13 protein-coding genes and 1 tRNA gene are annotated in these 15804 nt (G+C 57.0%); 5 read left to right on the top strand and 9 right to left on the bottom strand.

Translation table 11 applies throughout. The features are described 5' to 3' along the window. Positions 1-41: 41 nt before the first annotated feature. Positions 42-857, top strand: coding sequence for an inositol-phosphate phosphatase (gene suhB / locus ACIPL0_RS18905; protein ID WP_400731566.1), 816 nt, complete (start codon positions 42-44; stop codon positions 855-857). Positions 858-1034: 177 nt separating this feature from the next. On the opposite strand, the gene ACIPL0_RS18910 is transcribed toward suhB, so the two are convergent. Then, positions 1035-1973 (bottom strand): AEC family transporter, encoded by a 939-nt coding sequence (locus tag ACIPL0_RS18910; RefSeq protein WP_400598012.1) that lies wholly within the window; start codon positions 1971-1973, stop codon positions 1035-1037. A gap of 98 nt (positions 1974-2071) precedes the next feature. Further along, positions 2072-3178: a mandelate racemase/muconate lactonizing enzyme family protein gene (locus ACIPL0_RS18915; protein ID WP_400598010.1), complete on the bottom strand. Its 1107-nt coding sequence runs from the start codon at positions 3176-3178 to the stop codon at positions 2072-2074. 267 nt (positions 3179-3445) lie between these two features. Between ACIPL0_RS18915 and ACIPL0_RS18920 the strand changes: the two genes are divergently transcribed. Further along, positions 3446-4210 (top strand): FadR/GntR family transcriptional regulator, encoded by a 765-nt coding sequence (locus tag ACIPL0_RS18920; protein ID WP_400598009.1) that lies wholly within the window; start codon positions 3446-3448, stop codon positions 4208-4210. A gap of 210 nt (positions 4211-4420) precedes the next feature. On the opposite strand, the gene ACIPL0_RS18925 is transcribed toward ACIPL0_RS18920, so the two are convergent. From ACIPL0_RS18925 to queA, 6 genes are all read right to left on the bottom strand, one after another. Further along, positions 4421-4969 carry a glycine zipper 2TM domain-containing protein gene (locus ACIPL0_RS18925; protein WP_400598008.1) on the bottom strand — a complete coding sequence of 183 codons (549 nt, stop codon included), beginning with the start codon at positions 4967-4969 and terminating at the stop codon, positions 4421-4423. Positions 4970-5088: 119 nt separating this feature from the next. Then, on the bottom strand, positions 5089-6000 hold the full coding sequence (gene secF, locus ACIPL0_RS18930; protein WP_400598006.1) for a protein translocase subunit SecF: 912 nt from the start codon (positions 5998-6000) through the stop codon (positions 5089-5091). A 9-nt stretch (positions 6001-6009) separates the two neighbouring features. Beyond that, on the bottom strand, positions 6010-7878 hold the full coding sequence (gene secD, locus ACIPL0_RS18935; protein WP_400598004.1) for a protein translocase subunit SecD: 1869 nt from the start codon (positions 7876-7878) through the stop codon (positions 6010-6012). 62 nt (positions 7879-7940) lie between these two features. Then, the gene (yajC, locus tag ACIPL0_RS18940) at positions 7941-8279 is read right to left on the bottom strand and encodes a preprotein translocase subunit YajC (protein WP_062383548.1); all 339 of its coding nucleotides are present in this window, start codon (positions 8277-8279) and stop codon (positions 7941-7943) included. A 56-nt stretch (positions 8280-8335) separates the two neighbouring features. Continuing rightward, positions 8336-9451, bottom strand: coding sequence for a tRNA guanosine(34) transglycosylase Tgt (tgt, locus tag ACIPL0_RS18945; RefSeq protein ID WP_400598147.1), 1116 nt, complete (start codon positions 9449-9451; stop codon positions 8336-8338). 14 nt (positions 9452-9465) lie between these two features. Further along, positions 9466-10536: a tRNA preQ1(34) S-adenosylmethionine ribosyltransferase-isomerase QueA gene (queA, locus tag ACIPL0_RS18950; protein WP_400598002.1), complete on the bottom strand. Its 1071-nt coding sequence runs from the start codon at positions 10534-10536 to the stop codon at positions 9466-9468. Between the two features lie 108 nt (positions 10537-10644). Between queA and ACIPL0_RS18955 the strand changes: the two genes are divergently transcribed. Together ACIPL0_RS18955 and ACIPL0_RS18960 are read left to right on the top strand one after the other, a co-directional pair. Beyond that, positions 10645-10729: transfer RNA gene (locus ACIPL0_RS18955), tRNA-Leu, on the top strand. Positions 10730-11410: 681 nt separating this feature from the next. Next, complete coding sequence (locus tag ACIPL0_RS18960; RefSeq protein WP_400598000.1) at positions 11411-13111, top strand: AIPR family protein; 1701 nt, start codon at positions 11411-11413, stop codon at positions 13109-13111. Positions 13112-13325: 214 nt separating this feature from the next. Here ACIPL0_RS18960 and ACIPL0_RS18965 read toward each other — a convergent pair whose 3' ends face one another. Beyond that, positions 13326-13790, bottom strand: coding sequence for a Bro-N domain-containing protein (locus ACIPL0_RS18965; protein ID WP_400597998.1), 465 nt, complete (start codon positions 13788-13790; stop codon positions 13326-13328). A 528-nt stretch (positions 13791-14318) separates the two neighbouring features. On the opposite strand from ACIPL0_RS18965, the gene ACIPL0_RS18970 reads away from it, so the two are divergent. After that, positions 14319-15758 (top strand): PAAR domain-containing protein, encoded by a 1440-nt coding sequence (locus ACIPL0_RS18970; RefSeq protein ID WP_400597997.1) that lies wholly within the window; start codon positions 14319-14321, stop codon positions 15756-15758. Positions 15759-15804 lie beyond the last annotated feature (46 nt).

A 15804-nucleotide genomic window follows, 5' to 3' on the forward strand; every position in this document is an offset into this window, starting at 1 on the left:
AGAATGCCCGGCTCTCTTTAACAGACCTAGGTGATACATCCATGCAGCCCATGCTGAATATCGCGCTGCGCGCCGCCCGCAGCGCCAGCGAATTGATTTTCCGCTCCATCGAGCGCCTGGATACCATCAAGGTCGACGAAAAAGACGCCAAAGACTACGTCAGCGAAGTTGATCGCGCCGCCGAAAAAACCATCATCGACGCCCTGCTCAAGGCCTATCCTACCCACGGCATCCTGGGTGAAGAAAGCGGCCTGCGCGAAGGCAGTGGCGAAGGCGCCGACTACCTGTGGATCATCGACCCACTGGACGGTACCACCAACTTCGTCCGTGGCGTCCCGCATTTCGCCGTCAGCATCGCCTGCAAATACCGTGGCCGCCTGGAACACGCCGTCGTTCTGGACCCGGTCCGCCAGGAAGAATTCACCGCCACCCGTGGCCGTGGCGCTCAGCTGAATGGTCGCCGCCTGCGCGTCAGCCCACGCAAGAGCCTGGAAGGCGCTCTGCTCGGTACCGGTTTCCCGTTCCGCGAAAACCAGATGGACAATCTGGAAAACTACCTGAACATGTTCCGCTCTCTGGTCGGCCAGACCGCCGGCATCCGCCGCGCCGGCGCTGCCAGCCTGGACCTGGCTTACGTGGCAGCCGGTCGCTTCGACGCGTTCTGGGAATCGGGCCTGTCCGAATGGGACATGGCAGCCGGCGCCCTGCTGATTCAGGAAGCTGGTGGCCTGGTCAGCGACTTCAATGGCGGCCACGACTTCCTCGAAAAAGGTCACATCGTTGCAGGCAACACCAAGTGCTTCAAGGCCGTACTGACCTCGATCGCACCTTACGTCCCGGCTTCGCTGAAGCGTTAAGCTTCAAGCAGCTGCAAAAAAAAACCGGCCATTGGCCGGTTTTTTTATGTCCCGCGATCTATCAATGAACGCCTTTGAACCCTGTAGGAGTGAGCTTGCTCGCGATAGCAGCGCCTGAATCAACATCGTATCGACTGACCTGATGCCATCGCGAGCAAGCTCACTCCTACAAACGAGTCACGCGGCCAGCCCGCCATCAATCAGATAAATCGCCGCCGGAAAGGTCAGGATCGACAGCACCGTACTCACCAGAATCGATGTCGCCGCCTCGCTCTGATAGGCGCCGGTCTCGTTGGCGAACATCGCCGGGATCGTCGCCGACGGCAAGGCACACAGCAGAATCATCTGCTGGGCGTAAATCCCGTGCACACCCAGCAACAACGTCGCAGCGATCATCAGCGCCGGGTGAATCAGCAGTTTCAACCCGAGATTGGTCCACACCTCGCCCGACAGCTTCATCTGCTCCGACGACATGATCAGCCCCAGGCACAGCAGCGAAACACCCGGCGTCGCTTTTCCCAGCAAGGTGAACGACTCTGCCACCACCGGCGGCAACTTGATCTGCAGCAGCGAAATCAGGATACCCAGCGCCGGCGCCCACATCAGCGGACGACGCACTGCTCCGGACAGACTCGACACGAAAGCCTGAGCCCCACTGCCCTTTCCGTCGGCGACCGTGAGGAACATCGTGGTCAGCGGGATCATCACCAGACTGGCCACCAGATTCAGCACCAGCACCGAATAAATACTGCCCGCACCGAACATCGTGCCGAGAATCGGAATGCCCATGAAAGCAGCGTCCGGGTAGCCGTTGACGAAGCCCTTGAGCGTCGCCACCTTGAGATTACGGAAGCGCAGCCAGCCAACGACCATCGCCATCACATACATGCCCATGATGCCGATGAAGGTGGCGACGATGAATTTGAAATCGAGCAACTGTTCCCGCGGCGTGCTGGCCATCCCTACAAACAGCAGCGCCGGGAAGATCCAGCCCAGCACCAGCCGGCTGATCAGCAGGCTGTCCGAGCGAGTGAGCCGTCTGCGCTTGCCGGCGATGAAGCCGAGCAGAATGACAAAGGCGACGGGCAGGATGGGCCCTATGATTCTGTCCAACATGTCTTCAATCCTCTTGTTCTTATCCAGGTATCGAGTCGGTGGCTGGCCGCGCCGATGACCACCGGCGCGATGCAGGAATGTCTGGCTGAACGGTCGATTCAGGGCTTGAAGCGGTATTCGCGGATCACGTCCTGATCCGGCTCGATACCCAGGCCCGGACCTTGCGGCACGGTGATGCGGCCGCTTTTCGGAATGATCGCGTCGCCGTACAGTTGCGCTTCGAGATCGAAATAGCGCCATTCGACCAACGACTTCGCACCACCCAGTGCCGCGCTGCCATGCACAGCGGCAAGCAGGCCCGGGCCGTCATAAAAGGCGTGAACCATGACGGTGACGTTGTGGGCGTTGGCCAGCGCGTAGACCTTTTGCAGCTCGGTGATGCCGCCCATCTTGGCCGGGCTTGGCTGCACGAAATCGACCGCGCCGGCTGCCAGCAGATTCTGGAAATCCATCAGCGTCGAAGCGTTTTCCCCGGCAGCGACCGGAATACCGCCCTGCAGGCGCACTGTCGCCAGGCCCGAGTAGTTTTCCGGCGGCCACACCGGCTCTTCGATCCAGCGCAGGTTCAGCGGACGCAGCTGTTCAGCCATGTCCAGCGCTTCGCGCACGGTCCACGGGCAGTTGACGTCGAGGGTGATTTCCACGCCCGGCCCGGCGGCAGCGCAGGCAGCACGAATGGTGTCGAGGTCCACTTCATGCAGCTTGAGATGACGAAAGCCGTCATTGACCGCGCGCTTGACGTTGGCCTGGATCAGCTCCGGGTCGGCGTAGCGGATCAGGCTGGCATAGGCCGCGAGCGAAGTGGCTTCACTGCCGCCGAGCAGCTGGTAAACCGGCTTGCCGGCGGCTTTACCGGCGATATCCCACAAGGCGATATCGATGGCCGACAAACCGAAAATGAACGCACCGCTGCGGCCGAACACGTGATACTTCTTCTGCAGATCACCCTGCAGCTTTTCCCGTCGAGTGACATCGGCACCGATCAGCTCCGGCGCCAGAATGGTGTCGATCACCACCTTCACTGCCGGAATCGCCGTAAAGCCGAAGGTTTCGCCCCAGCCGACGATGCCGTCGTCGGTCGTCACCTTGACCACCAGTGAGTCGACCATCTGAAGGTCTTTCGGCCCCCACACGCCACCGGCCGAACGGCCGCCCGTGGTGAAAGGGATACGCAGGGGAATGGTTTCAATGCTGGCAATTTTCACAGGCTGCACCTCAAGCAGATGACAAGACTGGCGCGGCGAATGTAGAACCTCGCTCGCATCAGGTTGAGAACAACCTACCTGACATCCTGTTGTCCCACAATAGAACAACTAAGGCTTTTTGCTTGTACTTTTCCAGAACAGCAACCAACCCCCTGATTTTACTGAGAGAGATTCGTTCGTCGGATAAGCCGAAGTGGTTTTTAACTGACGCTGCACATCTTCTGATGTAGATTAAGTGGACAAGCAGGAAGAAAAAAAGGAACAAGCATGAGCGAAATGAATGTGCAGCCCGTCGCACGACGACCTCATCTGGCCGAACACATTGCACGCTCGTTGAGCGACGAAATTGCTTCCGGCCGCCTGCGTCCGGGCGATCGATTGCCGACCGAGCAGTTTCTCGCGCAGAACTTCGGGGTCAGTCGCAACGTCGTGCGCGAAGGTATCGCCACCCTGCGTGCGCAAGGCTTGATCCAGTCGCGCCAGGGTGTCGGCGTGTTTGTCGCGGCCTCCGTGCTATCGCCAGAGCCGCCCCCGCAATCACCTGCACCGACAACGGCTCCATTGTCACGCGAGAGTGCTGTGTTGCCGGACGGCGATAACACCATTCGCAATATGTTTGAAGTGCGCGCTGTGCTGGAAAGCCAGGCCGCCGCGCTGACCGCATCGCACATGACCCCGCGCAAGCTGAAGATCATTCAGGATGCCGTACAGCGCATGCGCTACGAAGGTTCGCCAACGCTGGACACCGTCAACGCGGACCTCGACTTTCACCGCGCCGTGGCGGCGGCGTCGGGCAACGAGTATCTGGAGACGATGATCCGCACCGTGCTGGAGCCGATGCGTGCGCTGATCACCATGACGTTTGCCCGCCAGGGCCCTGTGTACAACAACATTCCCCATGCCGCACGCGGGGAGCATGAAGAACTGGTGCAGGCCTTCATTGACCGCGACGCCGATGCTGCGCGACGGATCATGGGTGAGCACATCGTCAATGCAGCAGCCCGCTTCGGTTACAACATCGCGTTTTTCTGACTGCGGCTGACTTGTTGTTCTACAAAAGAACATCGCCGCCCTACCCGTGTAGGAGTGACCTTGCTCCCGATAGCGGTGCTTGAATCAACATCGCACTGACTGACCTGACGCGATCGCGAGCAAGCTCACTCCTACAACAGCCGTCGCGAATTACGGGTATAAAAAAACACCTCATCAGGAGGTGTTTTTTTGATGCAGCCGACAGTCGTCTTACTGTTGCTGGGCCTGGCTCAGCTCCAGCTGGCCATCCTTGTTGACCGGGATCTGGTTGCCCGGATCGCGATCCATCCGCACCTGACCGACCTTGTCGTTCAGCTTGTACTTGACGTTGTAGCCCACCACTTTGTCGCTGATGTCATTGACCGTGTTGCAACGGGTTTCCGTGGTGGTGTACGTGTCGCGGTTCTGCATGCCTTCCTGAACCTTGTTGCCGGCATAGCCACCGCCGACCGCACCGGCGACGGTTGCGATTTTCTTGCCGGTGCCACCACCGACCTGGTTACCCAGCAGGCCACCTGCCAGGGCACCGACGACCGTACCGACGATCTGGTGCTGGTCCTTGACCGGCGCGCGGTGAGTCACCGCCACGTCCTTGCACACTTCACGCGGAGTCTTGATCTGCTCCTTCACAGGCTCTACGGCGAGTACGTCGGCGTACTCCGGACCGTTGTTTTTCACGAGGCTATAGGTGGCCATAGCACCGCCGGCGGTCACGCCGACAGCACCCAATACCGCACCAACTAGCAACGACTTGTTCACGTGAACCTCCTGACTGTATTCAGCGCAATTTCTTACGCTACTCCCAGCCTTGGAGCACAAAAAAAGGCGCGAGTTCACACTCGCGCCTTTTAGCATGATGACCGGTCAGCAAGATTGGCTTACGGGCGGTCGTCCACCTTGTCAGTGGTGACCGGCGGCAGCAGGTCTTCACTGCGCAGGTTCAGCCAGATCAGCACCACGTTGGCGATGTAGATCGACGAGTAGGTACCCGCCAGAACACCAATGAACAGCGCCACCGAGAAGCCGTGCAGACTGTCGCCACCGAAGATCCACAGGGCGACGATTGCCAGCAGCGTGGAGATCGAAGTCGCCAGGGTACGCAGCAGGGTCTGGGTGGTCGAGATGTTGATGTTCTCGATCAGCGAAGCCTTGCGCAGCAGACGGAAGTTCTCACGAACCCGGTCGAACACGACGATAGTGTCGTTGAGCGAGTAACCGATGATCGCCAGCACCGCCGCCAGCACCGTCAGGTCGAAGGTGATCTGGAAGAACGACAGGATGCCCATGGTCACGACCACGTCGTGAATCAGCGAGATGATCGCGCCGACCGCGAACTTCCACTGGAAGCGGAAGGCCACATAGATCAGAACGCCCCCCAGCGCCAGCAACATGCCAATGCCGCCCTGGTCGCGCAGTTCCTCACCGACTTGCGGGCCAACGAACTCGACGCGCTTCACGGTGGCCGGGTTATCGGCACCCGATTTGCGCAGCGCTTCGGCGACCTGAGCACCCAGCTGCGGGTCTTCACCCGGCATGCGCACCAGCAGATCGGTGGTAGCGCCAAAACTCTGCACCACGGCTTCGTGATAGCCCGCAGTCACCAGCTCTTCACGCACCTTGCCCAGATCGGCAGGACGCTCGTAGGTCAGCTCGATCAGCGTACCGCCGGTGAAGTCCAGACCGAAGTTCAGACCCTTGTAGAACCAGCTGAACAACGCCAGCAGCGTCAGGAGCATGGTGAGGGCGAACGCAATGTTGCGCACGCCCATGAAGTTGATCGTACGTTTCATGGCAGCCCCTTAAATCCACAGCTTCTTGAAGTCACGGCCGCCATAAATCAGGTTGACCATTGCGCGGGTCACCATGATGGCTGTGAACATCGAGGTAAAGATACCGAGCGACATGGTCACGGCGAAGCCTTTGACCGGGCCGGTGCCCATGGCGTAGAGAATGCCGCCGACCAGCAGCGAGGTCAGGTTGGCGTCGAGAATCGCCGTGTAGGCGCGGTCGAAACCTTCGTTGATCGCCCGCTGTACGGTCATGCCGCCGGCCAGCTCCTCACGGATCCGCGAGAAGATCAGTACGTTGGCGTCCACCGCCATACCCATCGTCAAGACGATACCGGCGATACCTGGCAGCGTCAGCGTCGCACCCAGAATCGACATCAGCGCCAACAGCATGACCATGTTGAAGGCCAGTGCCACGGTCGCGATCAGGCCGAAGAAACGGTAGATGGCGATGATGAACAGCGAGACGAACAGCATGCCCCACAGGGATGCATCGATACCCTTGGTGATGTTGTCGGCACCCAGGCTCGGGCCAATGGTGCGCTCTTCAGCGAAGTACATCGGCGCGGCCAGACCACCGGCACGCAGCAGCAGCGCGAGTTCGGACGATTCACCCTGGCCGTTCAGGCCGGTGATGCGGAACTGGCTGCCCAGTGGCGACTGGATGGTCGCCAGGCTGATGATCTTCTTGTCTTCCTTGAAGCCCTGAACCGGCACTTCTTTCTCGACACCGTCAACCATCTGCTTGACGTAGGTGGTCACCGGACGCTGTTCGATGAAGATCACCGCCATGCTGCGACCGACGTTGGAACGGGTGGCACGGCTCATCAGATCACCACCGTGACCGTCGAGCTTGATGTTCACCTGTGGACGACCGTGTTCGTCGAAACCGGCCTTGGCGTCGGTCACCTGGTCACCGGTGATGATCAGGCCACGCTCCACGGGTGCTGCCGGACGACCGCCTTCGCGGAACTCGAACATTTCAGTGGTGGCCTTGGTGTCATCGGGACCTGCGCCCAGACGGAACTCAAGGTTGGCGGTCTTGCCGAGAATACGCTTGGCTTCGGCAGTGTCCTGCACGCCCGGCAGCTCGACCACGATGCGGTTGGCGCCCTGACGCTGAACCAGTGGCTCGGCCACACCCAGCTCGTTGACCCGGTTACGCACGGTGGTCAAGTTCTGCTTGATGGAGTATTCGCGGATTTCGGCAATCTTGGCCGGCGTCATCGCCAGACGCAGGATCGGCATCTCGCCACGATCGCTGGTGGTGATCTCGAAATCGCTGTAATCCTTGCGGATCAGGACACGGGCCTGTTCGCGGGAATCGGTATCGCTGAAGCCCAGCTGAATGGCGCCGTTATCCTGTGGCAGGCTGCGATAACGCAGTTTTTCCTTGCGCAGCAGGCTTTTCACTTCGCCTTCGTAGACGTTCAGACGCGCACTGAGTGCCTTCTCCATGTCCACTTCCAGCAGGAAGTGCACGCCACCGGAGAGGTCCAAACCCAGTTTCATCGGGCTTGCGCCCAGGCTGCGCAGCCATTTCGGGGTGGTTTGCGCCAGGTTCAGCGCCACGACGTAGTCGTCACCCAGGGCCTTGCGCGCAACATCCTTGGCTGGCAACTGGTCTTCCTGTTTGGTCAGACGCAACAAACCGCCCTTGCCATTCTCGGCCAGAGACGCGCCCTTGACCGCGATACCGGCATCGGTAAGCGCCTTGCTTACGCGATCCAGATCGGCCTGAGTGACCTGCAGCGCCGTGCTGGTGCCGCTGACCTGGATGGCCGGATCGTCAGGGTAGAGATTGGGTGCGGAATAAATAAAGCCGACCACCAGCACTGCCAGGATCAGGATGTATTTCCACAGAGGGTATTTGTTCAACATCACGCCGCCTGCTTAGAACGCGGGGCGCCTTGCGCGCCCCGTCGATTGGTAAAAGACTGGAATCAGATGGCTTTCAGGGTGCCTTTCGGCAGGGTGGCAGCGATGGCGCCCTTCTGAATCTTCAGTTCTACAGTGTCGGAAACTTCGATTACCACGAAGTCGTCGGTCACTTTGTTGATCTTGCCCGCGATACCACCGGAAGTAACGACTTCATCGCCCTTTTGCAGGTTACCAAGCAAGTTCTTCTGCTCTTTGGCACGTTTGGCCTGTGGGCGCCAGATCATCAGATAGAAGATGACCAGGAAACCGACCAGGAAAATCCACTCGAAACCCGAACCCGCCGGGCCCGCGGCGGCAGGCGCAGCCGCGTCCGCCATGGCGTTGGAAATGAAAAAGCTCATTTAGCACTCCAGTTGCATAATTTTTAATTAAGAGAAGCGGTAAGACCGGCTGTCATTCAATCCAGCGGCGGGGTTGCAAGCCCGCGTTTGGCATAGAAGTTATCGACAAAGGCGGCCAATGTACCCTGTTGAATTGCCTCGCGCAAACCAGCCATCAGGCGCTGGTAATGCCGCAAATTGTGGATCGTATTGAGCATGCTCCCCAGCATTTCGCCGCACTTGTCCAGATGATGCAGATAAGCGCGGGAGAAGTTCTTGCAGGTGTAGCAGTCACAGGTCGGGTCCAGCGGCGAATCATCGTGGCGATGTAACGCGTTACGGATCTTCAGCACACCGGTGTCGATGAACAGATGACCGTTGCGGGCGTTGCGCGTAGGCATGACGCAGTCGAACATGTCGACTCCGCGGCGCACACCTTCAACCAGGTCTTCCGGCTTGCCTACACCCATAAGGTAACGAGGTTTGTCAGCGGGCATGCGGCCCGGCAGGTAATCCAGCACCTTGATCATTTCGTGCTTGGGCTCGCCCACCGACAGGCCGCCAATGGCCAGACCGTCGAAGTCCAGCTCGTTCAGGCCTTCCAGCGAACGCATGCGCAGGTTTTCATGCATGCCGCCCTGGACGATACCGAACAGCGCCGCGGTGTTGTCGCCGTGGGCGATCTTCGAGCGCTTGGCCCAACGCAGCGACAGCTCCATCGAGGTACGCGCCACGTCTTCGTCGGCCGGGTACGGCGTGCATTCGTCGAAGATCATCACGATGTCCGAACCCAGATCGCGCTGCACCTGCATCGACTCTTCCGGGCCCATGAACACCTTGGCGCCATCGACCGGAGAGGCGAAGGTCACGCCTTCTTCCTTGATCTTGCGCATGGCGCCGAGGCTGAACACCTGGAAGCCGCCGGAGTCGGTCAGGATCGGGCCTTTCCACTGCATGAAATCATGCAGGTCGCCGTGGGCCTTGATCACCTCGGTGCCAGGACGCAGCCACAGGTGGAAGGTGTTGCCCAGAATGATCTCGGCGCCAATGGCCTCGATATCCCGGGGCAGCATGCCCTTGACCGTGCCATAGGTGCCCACCGGCATGAACGCCGGGGTCTCGACCGTGCCACGGGGAAAGGTCAGACGACCACGGCGAGCCTTGCCATCGGTGGCCAGCAGCTCGAACGACATACGACAGGTGCGACTCATGCTTGATCCTCGGGGGCCGCATCTGATCCTTGAGGTGCAGTCGGCGCCGGATTGCGGGTGATGAACATGGCATCCCCGTAACTGAAGAAGCGGTAACCGTTTTCCACCGCCGCCGCGTAGGCCGCCATGGTTTCCGGGTAACCGGCGAAGGCCGAGACCAGCATCAACAGCGTGGACTCCGGCAAATGGAAGTTGGTGACCAGGGCATCGATCACATGGAACGGTCGCCCCGGATAAATGAAGATATCGGTGTCGCCGCTGAACGCCTTGAGCACGCCATCACGGGCCGCACTCTCCAGCGAACGCACGCTGGTGGTGCCGACGGCAATTACCCGCCCGCCCCGCGCACGGCATGCCGCCACGGCATCGACCACCTCTTGCGTGACTTCCAGCCACTCGTTGTGCATGTGGTGATCTTCGATCCGCTCCACCCGCACCGGCTGAAACGTGCCCGCGCCGACATGCAGGGTGACGAACGCCGTCTCCACGCCCTTCTCGGCAATGGCCGCCATCATCGTCTGATCGAAGTGCAGACCTGCGGTCGGCGCCGCCACCGCACCGGCACGCTGGGCGTACACGGTCTGATAACGCTCGCGGTCGGCATCTTCGTCCGGGCGATCTATATAAGGAGGCAACGGCATATGGCCGACGCGCTCCAGCAGCGGCAACACCGGTTCGGCAAATTGCAGCTCGAACAGCGCATCGTGACGCGCGACCATTTCGGCCTCGCCACCGCCATCGATGAGAATCACCGAGCCCGGTTTCGGCGACTTGCTCGACCGCACATGAGCCAGTACACGGTGCTGATCCAGCACCCGCTCAACCAGAATTTCCAGCTTGCCGCCCGAGGCTTTCTGCCCGAAAAGACGCGCCGGAATCACCCGGGTATTGTTGAAAACCATCAGATCGCCGGGGCGCAAATACTCCAGCAAATCAGTGAATTGGCGATGGGCCAGCGCCCCGCTCGGCCCATCAAGGACCAGCAGGCGGCTACCACGGCGCTCCGCCAGCGGATGGCGGGCGATCAGGGAATCAGGAAGCTCGAAGGTGAAGTCAGCGACACGCATGATGGGGGTTCGTCCAGCAGGGCCGGGAAGTTTAGCGGAAACGACAAAAATAGGCCATGAAACATGATTGACCAACGGTAGGCACGTCTCTATACTCCGCCGCCACATGCCCTGATGGCGGAATTGGTAGACGCGGCGGATTCAAAATCCGTTTTCGAAAGGAGTGGGAGTTCGAGTCTCCCTCGGGGCACCATTTGATGTACATAGACGTTCAACGACGGCTAAGCAATACCCCTAGAGCCCGCTAACTGCGGGCTTTTTTGTCTCTGGGGTTTCATCCCCGTCTCTCGCCAGCCACACCCTTTTTGGTACATTTTCCGTACAGATTCCAGTTCGAGGATTGGAGGTGTACAGATACGCCCTATGCATGATCGGGGCGCTCGTGGCGAGGGTTTAGCTTACGGGAGTCGTAGCCTAATGATGTCCCGCGACCACCTTGGAAGAAAACGGATAGTGCCCGATAACCGGATAGGACCAGTAACCGGCTTGGCCTGACGGTTCGACTGGCAGAAACCAGAAAAAGCGGACGCGCGAGCTAAGGCTGGTCCCGGGCAAAGCAGACTCCAACCGAGGGCGCGCGCAGAACGGGTTGTGATTGCTGCCAACTCGGTAATATGAAAACTATGTTTCATGCTCGCACATTGCCGTCCATAGTGGCATATTGAACACCAAGGGTCGCCGAGGTTAGTCTGGCGTGCTTTCCAAGACGTTGAGCACTTAATCCTCAGTGGATTCTGCTTTTCATGACCATCGGAATCAGCCAGAACCTAGCGACCAAAAGGCTTACTTAATTCAGATCGTTTTTTGCCAAGTACAGATAGTGCTATTCCAAAAACCGGCTCAATATCAACCTACAACATCTAGGGATGGAAAAATGCACCTCGTAACGAAATCTTACTTTGATGCGTTTTGCAAAGATTTTGGTGCGCCATACGAAGACTCTAAAAACTTCGAGGCATTTGTTAGCTATTGTGCTTTCTCCAAATATTCTGGAGATAAAGTTGAAGCAATTGACTTGGTCTATGAAGGCGCCGACCCTGGAATAGATGGAGTGCTTTTATTTCTCGATGATCGCGCGATCTTCTCATTAGAAGAGCTAGATGAGATATTCGAAACGAGCAGGCGCGAATACAAAGTCACAATCGTCCTAATTCAAGCAAAAAGATCGGTGACTTGGTCGAAACAAGAGGTTGACTCTTTTGTTGCTGCCATCGTTGATTACTTATCAGAAGTGCCAGCACAGCCTCATAGCGCATATTTGGCCACATTCAAAGACATGTTCAAAAAAGTATTTGAAAATATCGGCCGAATTCGAGGTGGCTTGCCAGATATTCACGCTTATTTTTTTTCCGCTGCTCCAAATACGGATGCGGTCGAGATCAATGCGGCATTTCAAGTCGGCGAAGTCGCGCTGAAGAGAATGGGGTACTCCAACGAAACTCTTCTTATTAAAGCTCATCGCGAGCTAATCCATGAACTGTGGTTGTCGGCTGACGGACCAATGGAGGCGAGATTACCAACTGTCGGCTATGCTCCGTTCCCCTCCGCACCCGATATTAATAATGCGTATGTCGCTACGGTAACCGCTCGAAATTTTATAGATGCAGTCCTTAAAGATCCAAACGGGAATCCTCGAAAGAAACTGTTCGAAGAAAACGTGCGCGACTTTTTGGGCGTAGACGTCGAAGTCAACTCTGAAATTGCCGAAACATTAAATAGCGCGGATAAAAAGCAGCGTTTCGGCCTTATGAATAACGGCATTACAATTGTCGCATCCAGCGTTAGGCCTGCAGGGCAGGAAATTTTCATTCGCGACTTTCAGATTGTGAATGGATGCCAGACCTCAAATATACTTATATCTTCAGACACTCAAGTTGACAGCACGGTAAGTTTAATGATTAAGCTTATTGAGGCTGACAAACCATCTGTAATTGATGACATTGTCCGCGCAACAAATCGACAGTCCAAGGTAGAAGATGCGCAATTTATATCAACACTAGACGCTTTGCGCGTTCTAGAACAATACTTCAATGCAAGAGGCGCATCAGAGACAAATAGAATTTACTTTGAGCGCCGCAAAGGACAGTACAGAGTAGAGAACGTAGCTCCCGCGCGCATATTTGACGCAAGGGAAGTTGCACGTTGTTATGCTGCCGTGGTTATGATGCGCCCGGATTTATCAAGCAGGTATGCGAACAGATTGACCGGAGATCTTTTAAATGATGTATTTACTCAGGGCCGACACGAAGAAGACTATTACACGGCGTGCTATATTTATTACCGCCTAAGGCTCCTCACGGGCAATAAGAGATTTGACGGCAAGTACTCCAAGCTTCGCTGGCACATAATGACAGCGGCATCAAAATTTTGCGGATCAATGTTCAAAGAGTTTGGTTGCAAAACTAAAAATGAAGCCCTGTACAACCTGTTCTCTGCTAATGATGGTGCTTGGTTTGATAGGCTGGATCTTTTGATTAAGACTTCAATACCTGATCCAAATATTTCACGCGACCTGCTTAAGTCCCCTCCCCTCACGGCAACAATGCTCGGAAATGTGGACGCTATAATCAAATAATAGGCTATCAGCCAACAAGGGATTAAGCGTCTTGAAGATGAAGAAAACCGGCCATGTTTGAGCCGGTTTTTTGTGCCTGCAATGAGCGATACAGCATCAACGTCAGACTGTTGCGCGCACTTCTGTCTTGCCGAAATGCGGTTTAAAAGAGCCAATGACCCGTACGATTCCACACAACGACCTTGTTCGCCGACGCCTTGCGCCAGGCAACAAGTCATTTTCCGCAGTTGTTCATCGGGCTTCCCATCACCTCCGGCACATCCCGCAACCTCACCCAATATTCACCGCGCCACGTCAGCAATCCCACCTTACTTTTCGACCATTTCATCAGCCCAAGGCTCGGCGCGTCGGGTTGTGGTTTGTCGCGCAGCACCGGCAGCACCTCATAGGTCAGCCAGTACCTGAGCGCGCGGTTTTCCGGAATGTAGTGACGAGCGAGGAAGGTGTAGAGCGCAGACTCACTGATCAGCAACTGCTTGCTCCAATGCTCGCAGCATTTGATCCAGGCCGTACGGCATTGGTCAGGGTCGAGCTTTTTGGTGGAGCGTTCATCGAGGGTCTTGCCCATCAGGAGGGCTACGTCGGCGAGGCAGAACCAGCCTTGATTGTCGAGTTGAAAAGCACGGAGTTTGCGGTGGTAGCGTCTGAACAGTTGGGTTTTGAAGCACTCGGTCAGCATGGCCTTATCCCCCGGAGCTCGGTGGACGGAGCAGAGGGAGAGTGTTCGGTTTGCGATGCCTGCATGGGATGAAGCTCCTTTGAGTGAGAGCAGCCATCAAATGTCGTCAAACATTAGGGTGACGGCTGTGCGAGGGTTGACGAACCGGCCTCAAAGATACCGGCAGACCCGAAGATCTCCGACGCACAGCCGCCATAACGCGTGCTTCAAGCATTGAGCTTAAGCCACGATGGAGGCGCTGATGCGCTTTGAGAATAGGATCGCTAAATCCGGTCGTTGAGATTAACGACGCCGGGGAGACTAGCGCCGAACAAGACAGCTGGAAAAATTCAGAAACGTCCTACAACCAGCCCTTTTCTCCGCTCATGAGAGGACACTGCTCGACTCCATTGACAGGAATATCAGCGCAAATCCCGAAAATTCAGACGCGTCCTACAGCGGTGACACTGATGCTGCGGATAACCTCGCATCCCCTGATTTTTCAATCAGGGACGACTGATTCAACTCGTCAATGCAGAGGGATTTCAATTGCGCGCACTCGTCCGCCTCGGCGACCAAACCACCTTCGGTTTCGTCATCACTGCCACCACCACCTGGTCTGAAGACCGAAGGGCGATTGCCCGAACGGGTGACCTTGCGACGTGCAGCAAGTGCAAAGGCGCATTTCCACTGCTTGGCACGGCGTTCGACTGGACCGAAGAACACCGGGCTTTCGTTGCCACGGGCGACCGGGTCAACTGCGGCTGCCCAAACCATGTGGCGTACGGCTCAACGACCCAATATTCACGCACCGAACCTGTCGTTACTCCTGCGCCCGCGCCTGTTCGCGCGGCTGCCCCTGCTTCAGCCGCATCGCCGAATGTCAGAGCACCTGCTGCGTCACCTGCTGTTCAACCTCAGCAGAACGCCAGCTTTTCCAACAGCACGATGGCAGCAGTCAAAGCCCGAACGCCTGTGCCCGAGTTGGTTGAGTTCTACGACCCAGGTTTCTACATCGTCCCCAAAAGCAACACGGTGGAAAAACTCAAAGCCGAACTTTTCACCTCGCCGACAACCGCCGTGCTCGATAAATTCAGAGCCTTGAATCCTGAACTGGGTCCGCAGGTGAAAGCCGGTCAGATGATCGTGCTGAGCGACCCAACCAATACACAGTGCACCGAGGTGGAAGCGCTATTGATGACGGCCGCTCAGCGTGTCAATGACATTCTGCAGAACATGACGCCGGAAGAAGCCGATTTCATGACCCGACACGGCAAAGAGATCGAATCCTTCCTCTCCCACGGTTCAACTTCCGTGGGGGTTGCGGAAACGGCGCTGGGTAAACATATGGAGTCGATCAAGGTGCTGATGCAGGACATCGACAGGCTGCATTCGGACACACTGGCCAAACACGGTCATTTGAAATCCGAAGAGTTTTTTGCCAGACGCAGGCAATTGCTGAGCAGCCTCGATAAGCAACTCAATGGTCTGACGAAGAAATCGATTGGCTTCCCGGATCACCCGAAGCTGAAAACTGCTTTGGGTATCTCCAGTCGCAGCCTTGTACATCAGTTTCGTCTTACGGGGACATACCAGCAGAGCGCCGGCTATCTCACCCACCTTGAAGGTGTGGCGAAAGCTGCGAAGTACATCAAGGGAGGTGGCTATGTTGGGATTGCTGTGGGCGGCGCGGCGTCGGCAGTGAAGGTACAAAACGTATGCGCCAAAGGGGATGACCAAGCCTGTGAGAAGATCAAATACACAGAATCGGGGGCATTTATCGGCGGCCTTACAGGAGGTTTTTTTGTAGGTAACGCAATTTCTGCTTCAGCAGTCCCTATTTGTATAGCACTAGGCGTCCCGACCGGAGGTGTTGGAACCGCAGTGTGCGCCGTTGGAGTTGTTGGAACTGTTTCTTTGGCCTCAGGTAAATTTTTTGAGAAAGCCGGTGAGTTAGCAGGCGAACTTATTTACAAGGCGGCACAATGAACTTAAACACGGAGGAGATATTATATTTGTGGGCAGCATTTTTTGT

This window comes from Pseudomonas sp. NPDC090208 (genome assembly GCF_044746785.1).
Lineage (GTDB): Bacteria > Pseudomonadota > Gammaproteobacteria > Pseudomonadales > Pseudomonadaceae > Aquipseudomonas.

Bases quoted from the DNA above. Each gene is read 5' to 3' on its own strand.
- suhB (WP_400731566.1), top strand. From the start codon at position 42: ATGCAGCCCATGCTGAATATCGCGCTGCGCGCCGCCCGCAGCGCCAGC.
- ACIPL0_RS18910 (WP_400598012.1), bottom strand. From the start codon at position 1,973: ATGTTGGACAGAATCATAGGGCCCATCCTGCCCGTCGCCTTTGTCATT.
- ACIPL0_RS18920 (WP_400598009.1), top strand. From the start codon at position 3,446: ATGAGCGAAATGAATGTGCAGCCCGTCGCACGACGACCTCATCTGGCC.
- secF (WP_400598006.1), bottom strand. From the start codon at position 6,000: ATGAAACGTACGATCAACTTCATGGGCGTGCGCAACATTGCGTTCGCC.
- secD (WP_400598004.1), bottom strand. From the start codon at position 7,878: ATGTTGAACAAATACCCTCTGTGGAAATACATCCTGATCCTGGCAGTG.
- yajC (WP_062383548.1), bottom strand. From the start codon at position 8,279: ATGAGCTTTTTCATTTCCAACGCCATGGCGGACGCGGCTGCGCCTGCC.
- tgt (WP_400598147.1), bottom strand. From the start codon at position 9,451: ATGTCGTTCGAGCTGCTGGCCACCGATGGCAAGGCTCGCCGTGGTCGT.
- queA (WP_400598002.1), bottom strand. From the start codon at position 10,536: ATGCGTGTCGCTGACTTCACCTTCGAGCTTCCTGATTCCCTGATCGCC.
- ACIPL0_RS18960 (WP_400598000.1), top strand. From the start codon at position 11,411: ATGCACCTCGTAACGAAATCTTACTTTGATGCGTTTTGCAAAGATTTT.
- ACIPL0_RS18965 (WP_400597998.1), bottom strand. From the start codon at position 13,790: ATGCTGACCGAGTGCTTCAAAACCCAACTGTTCAGACGCTACCACCGC.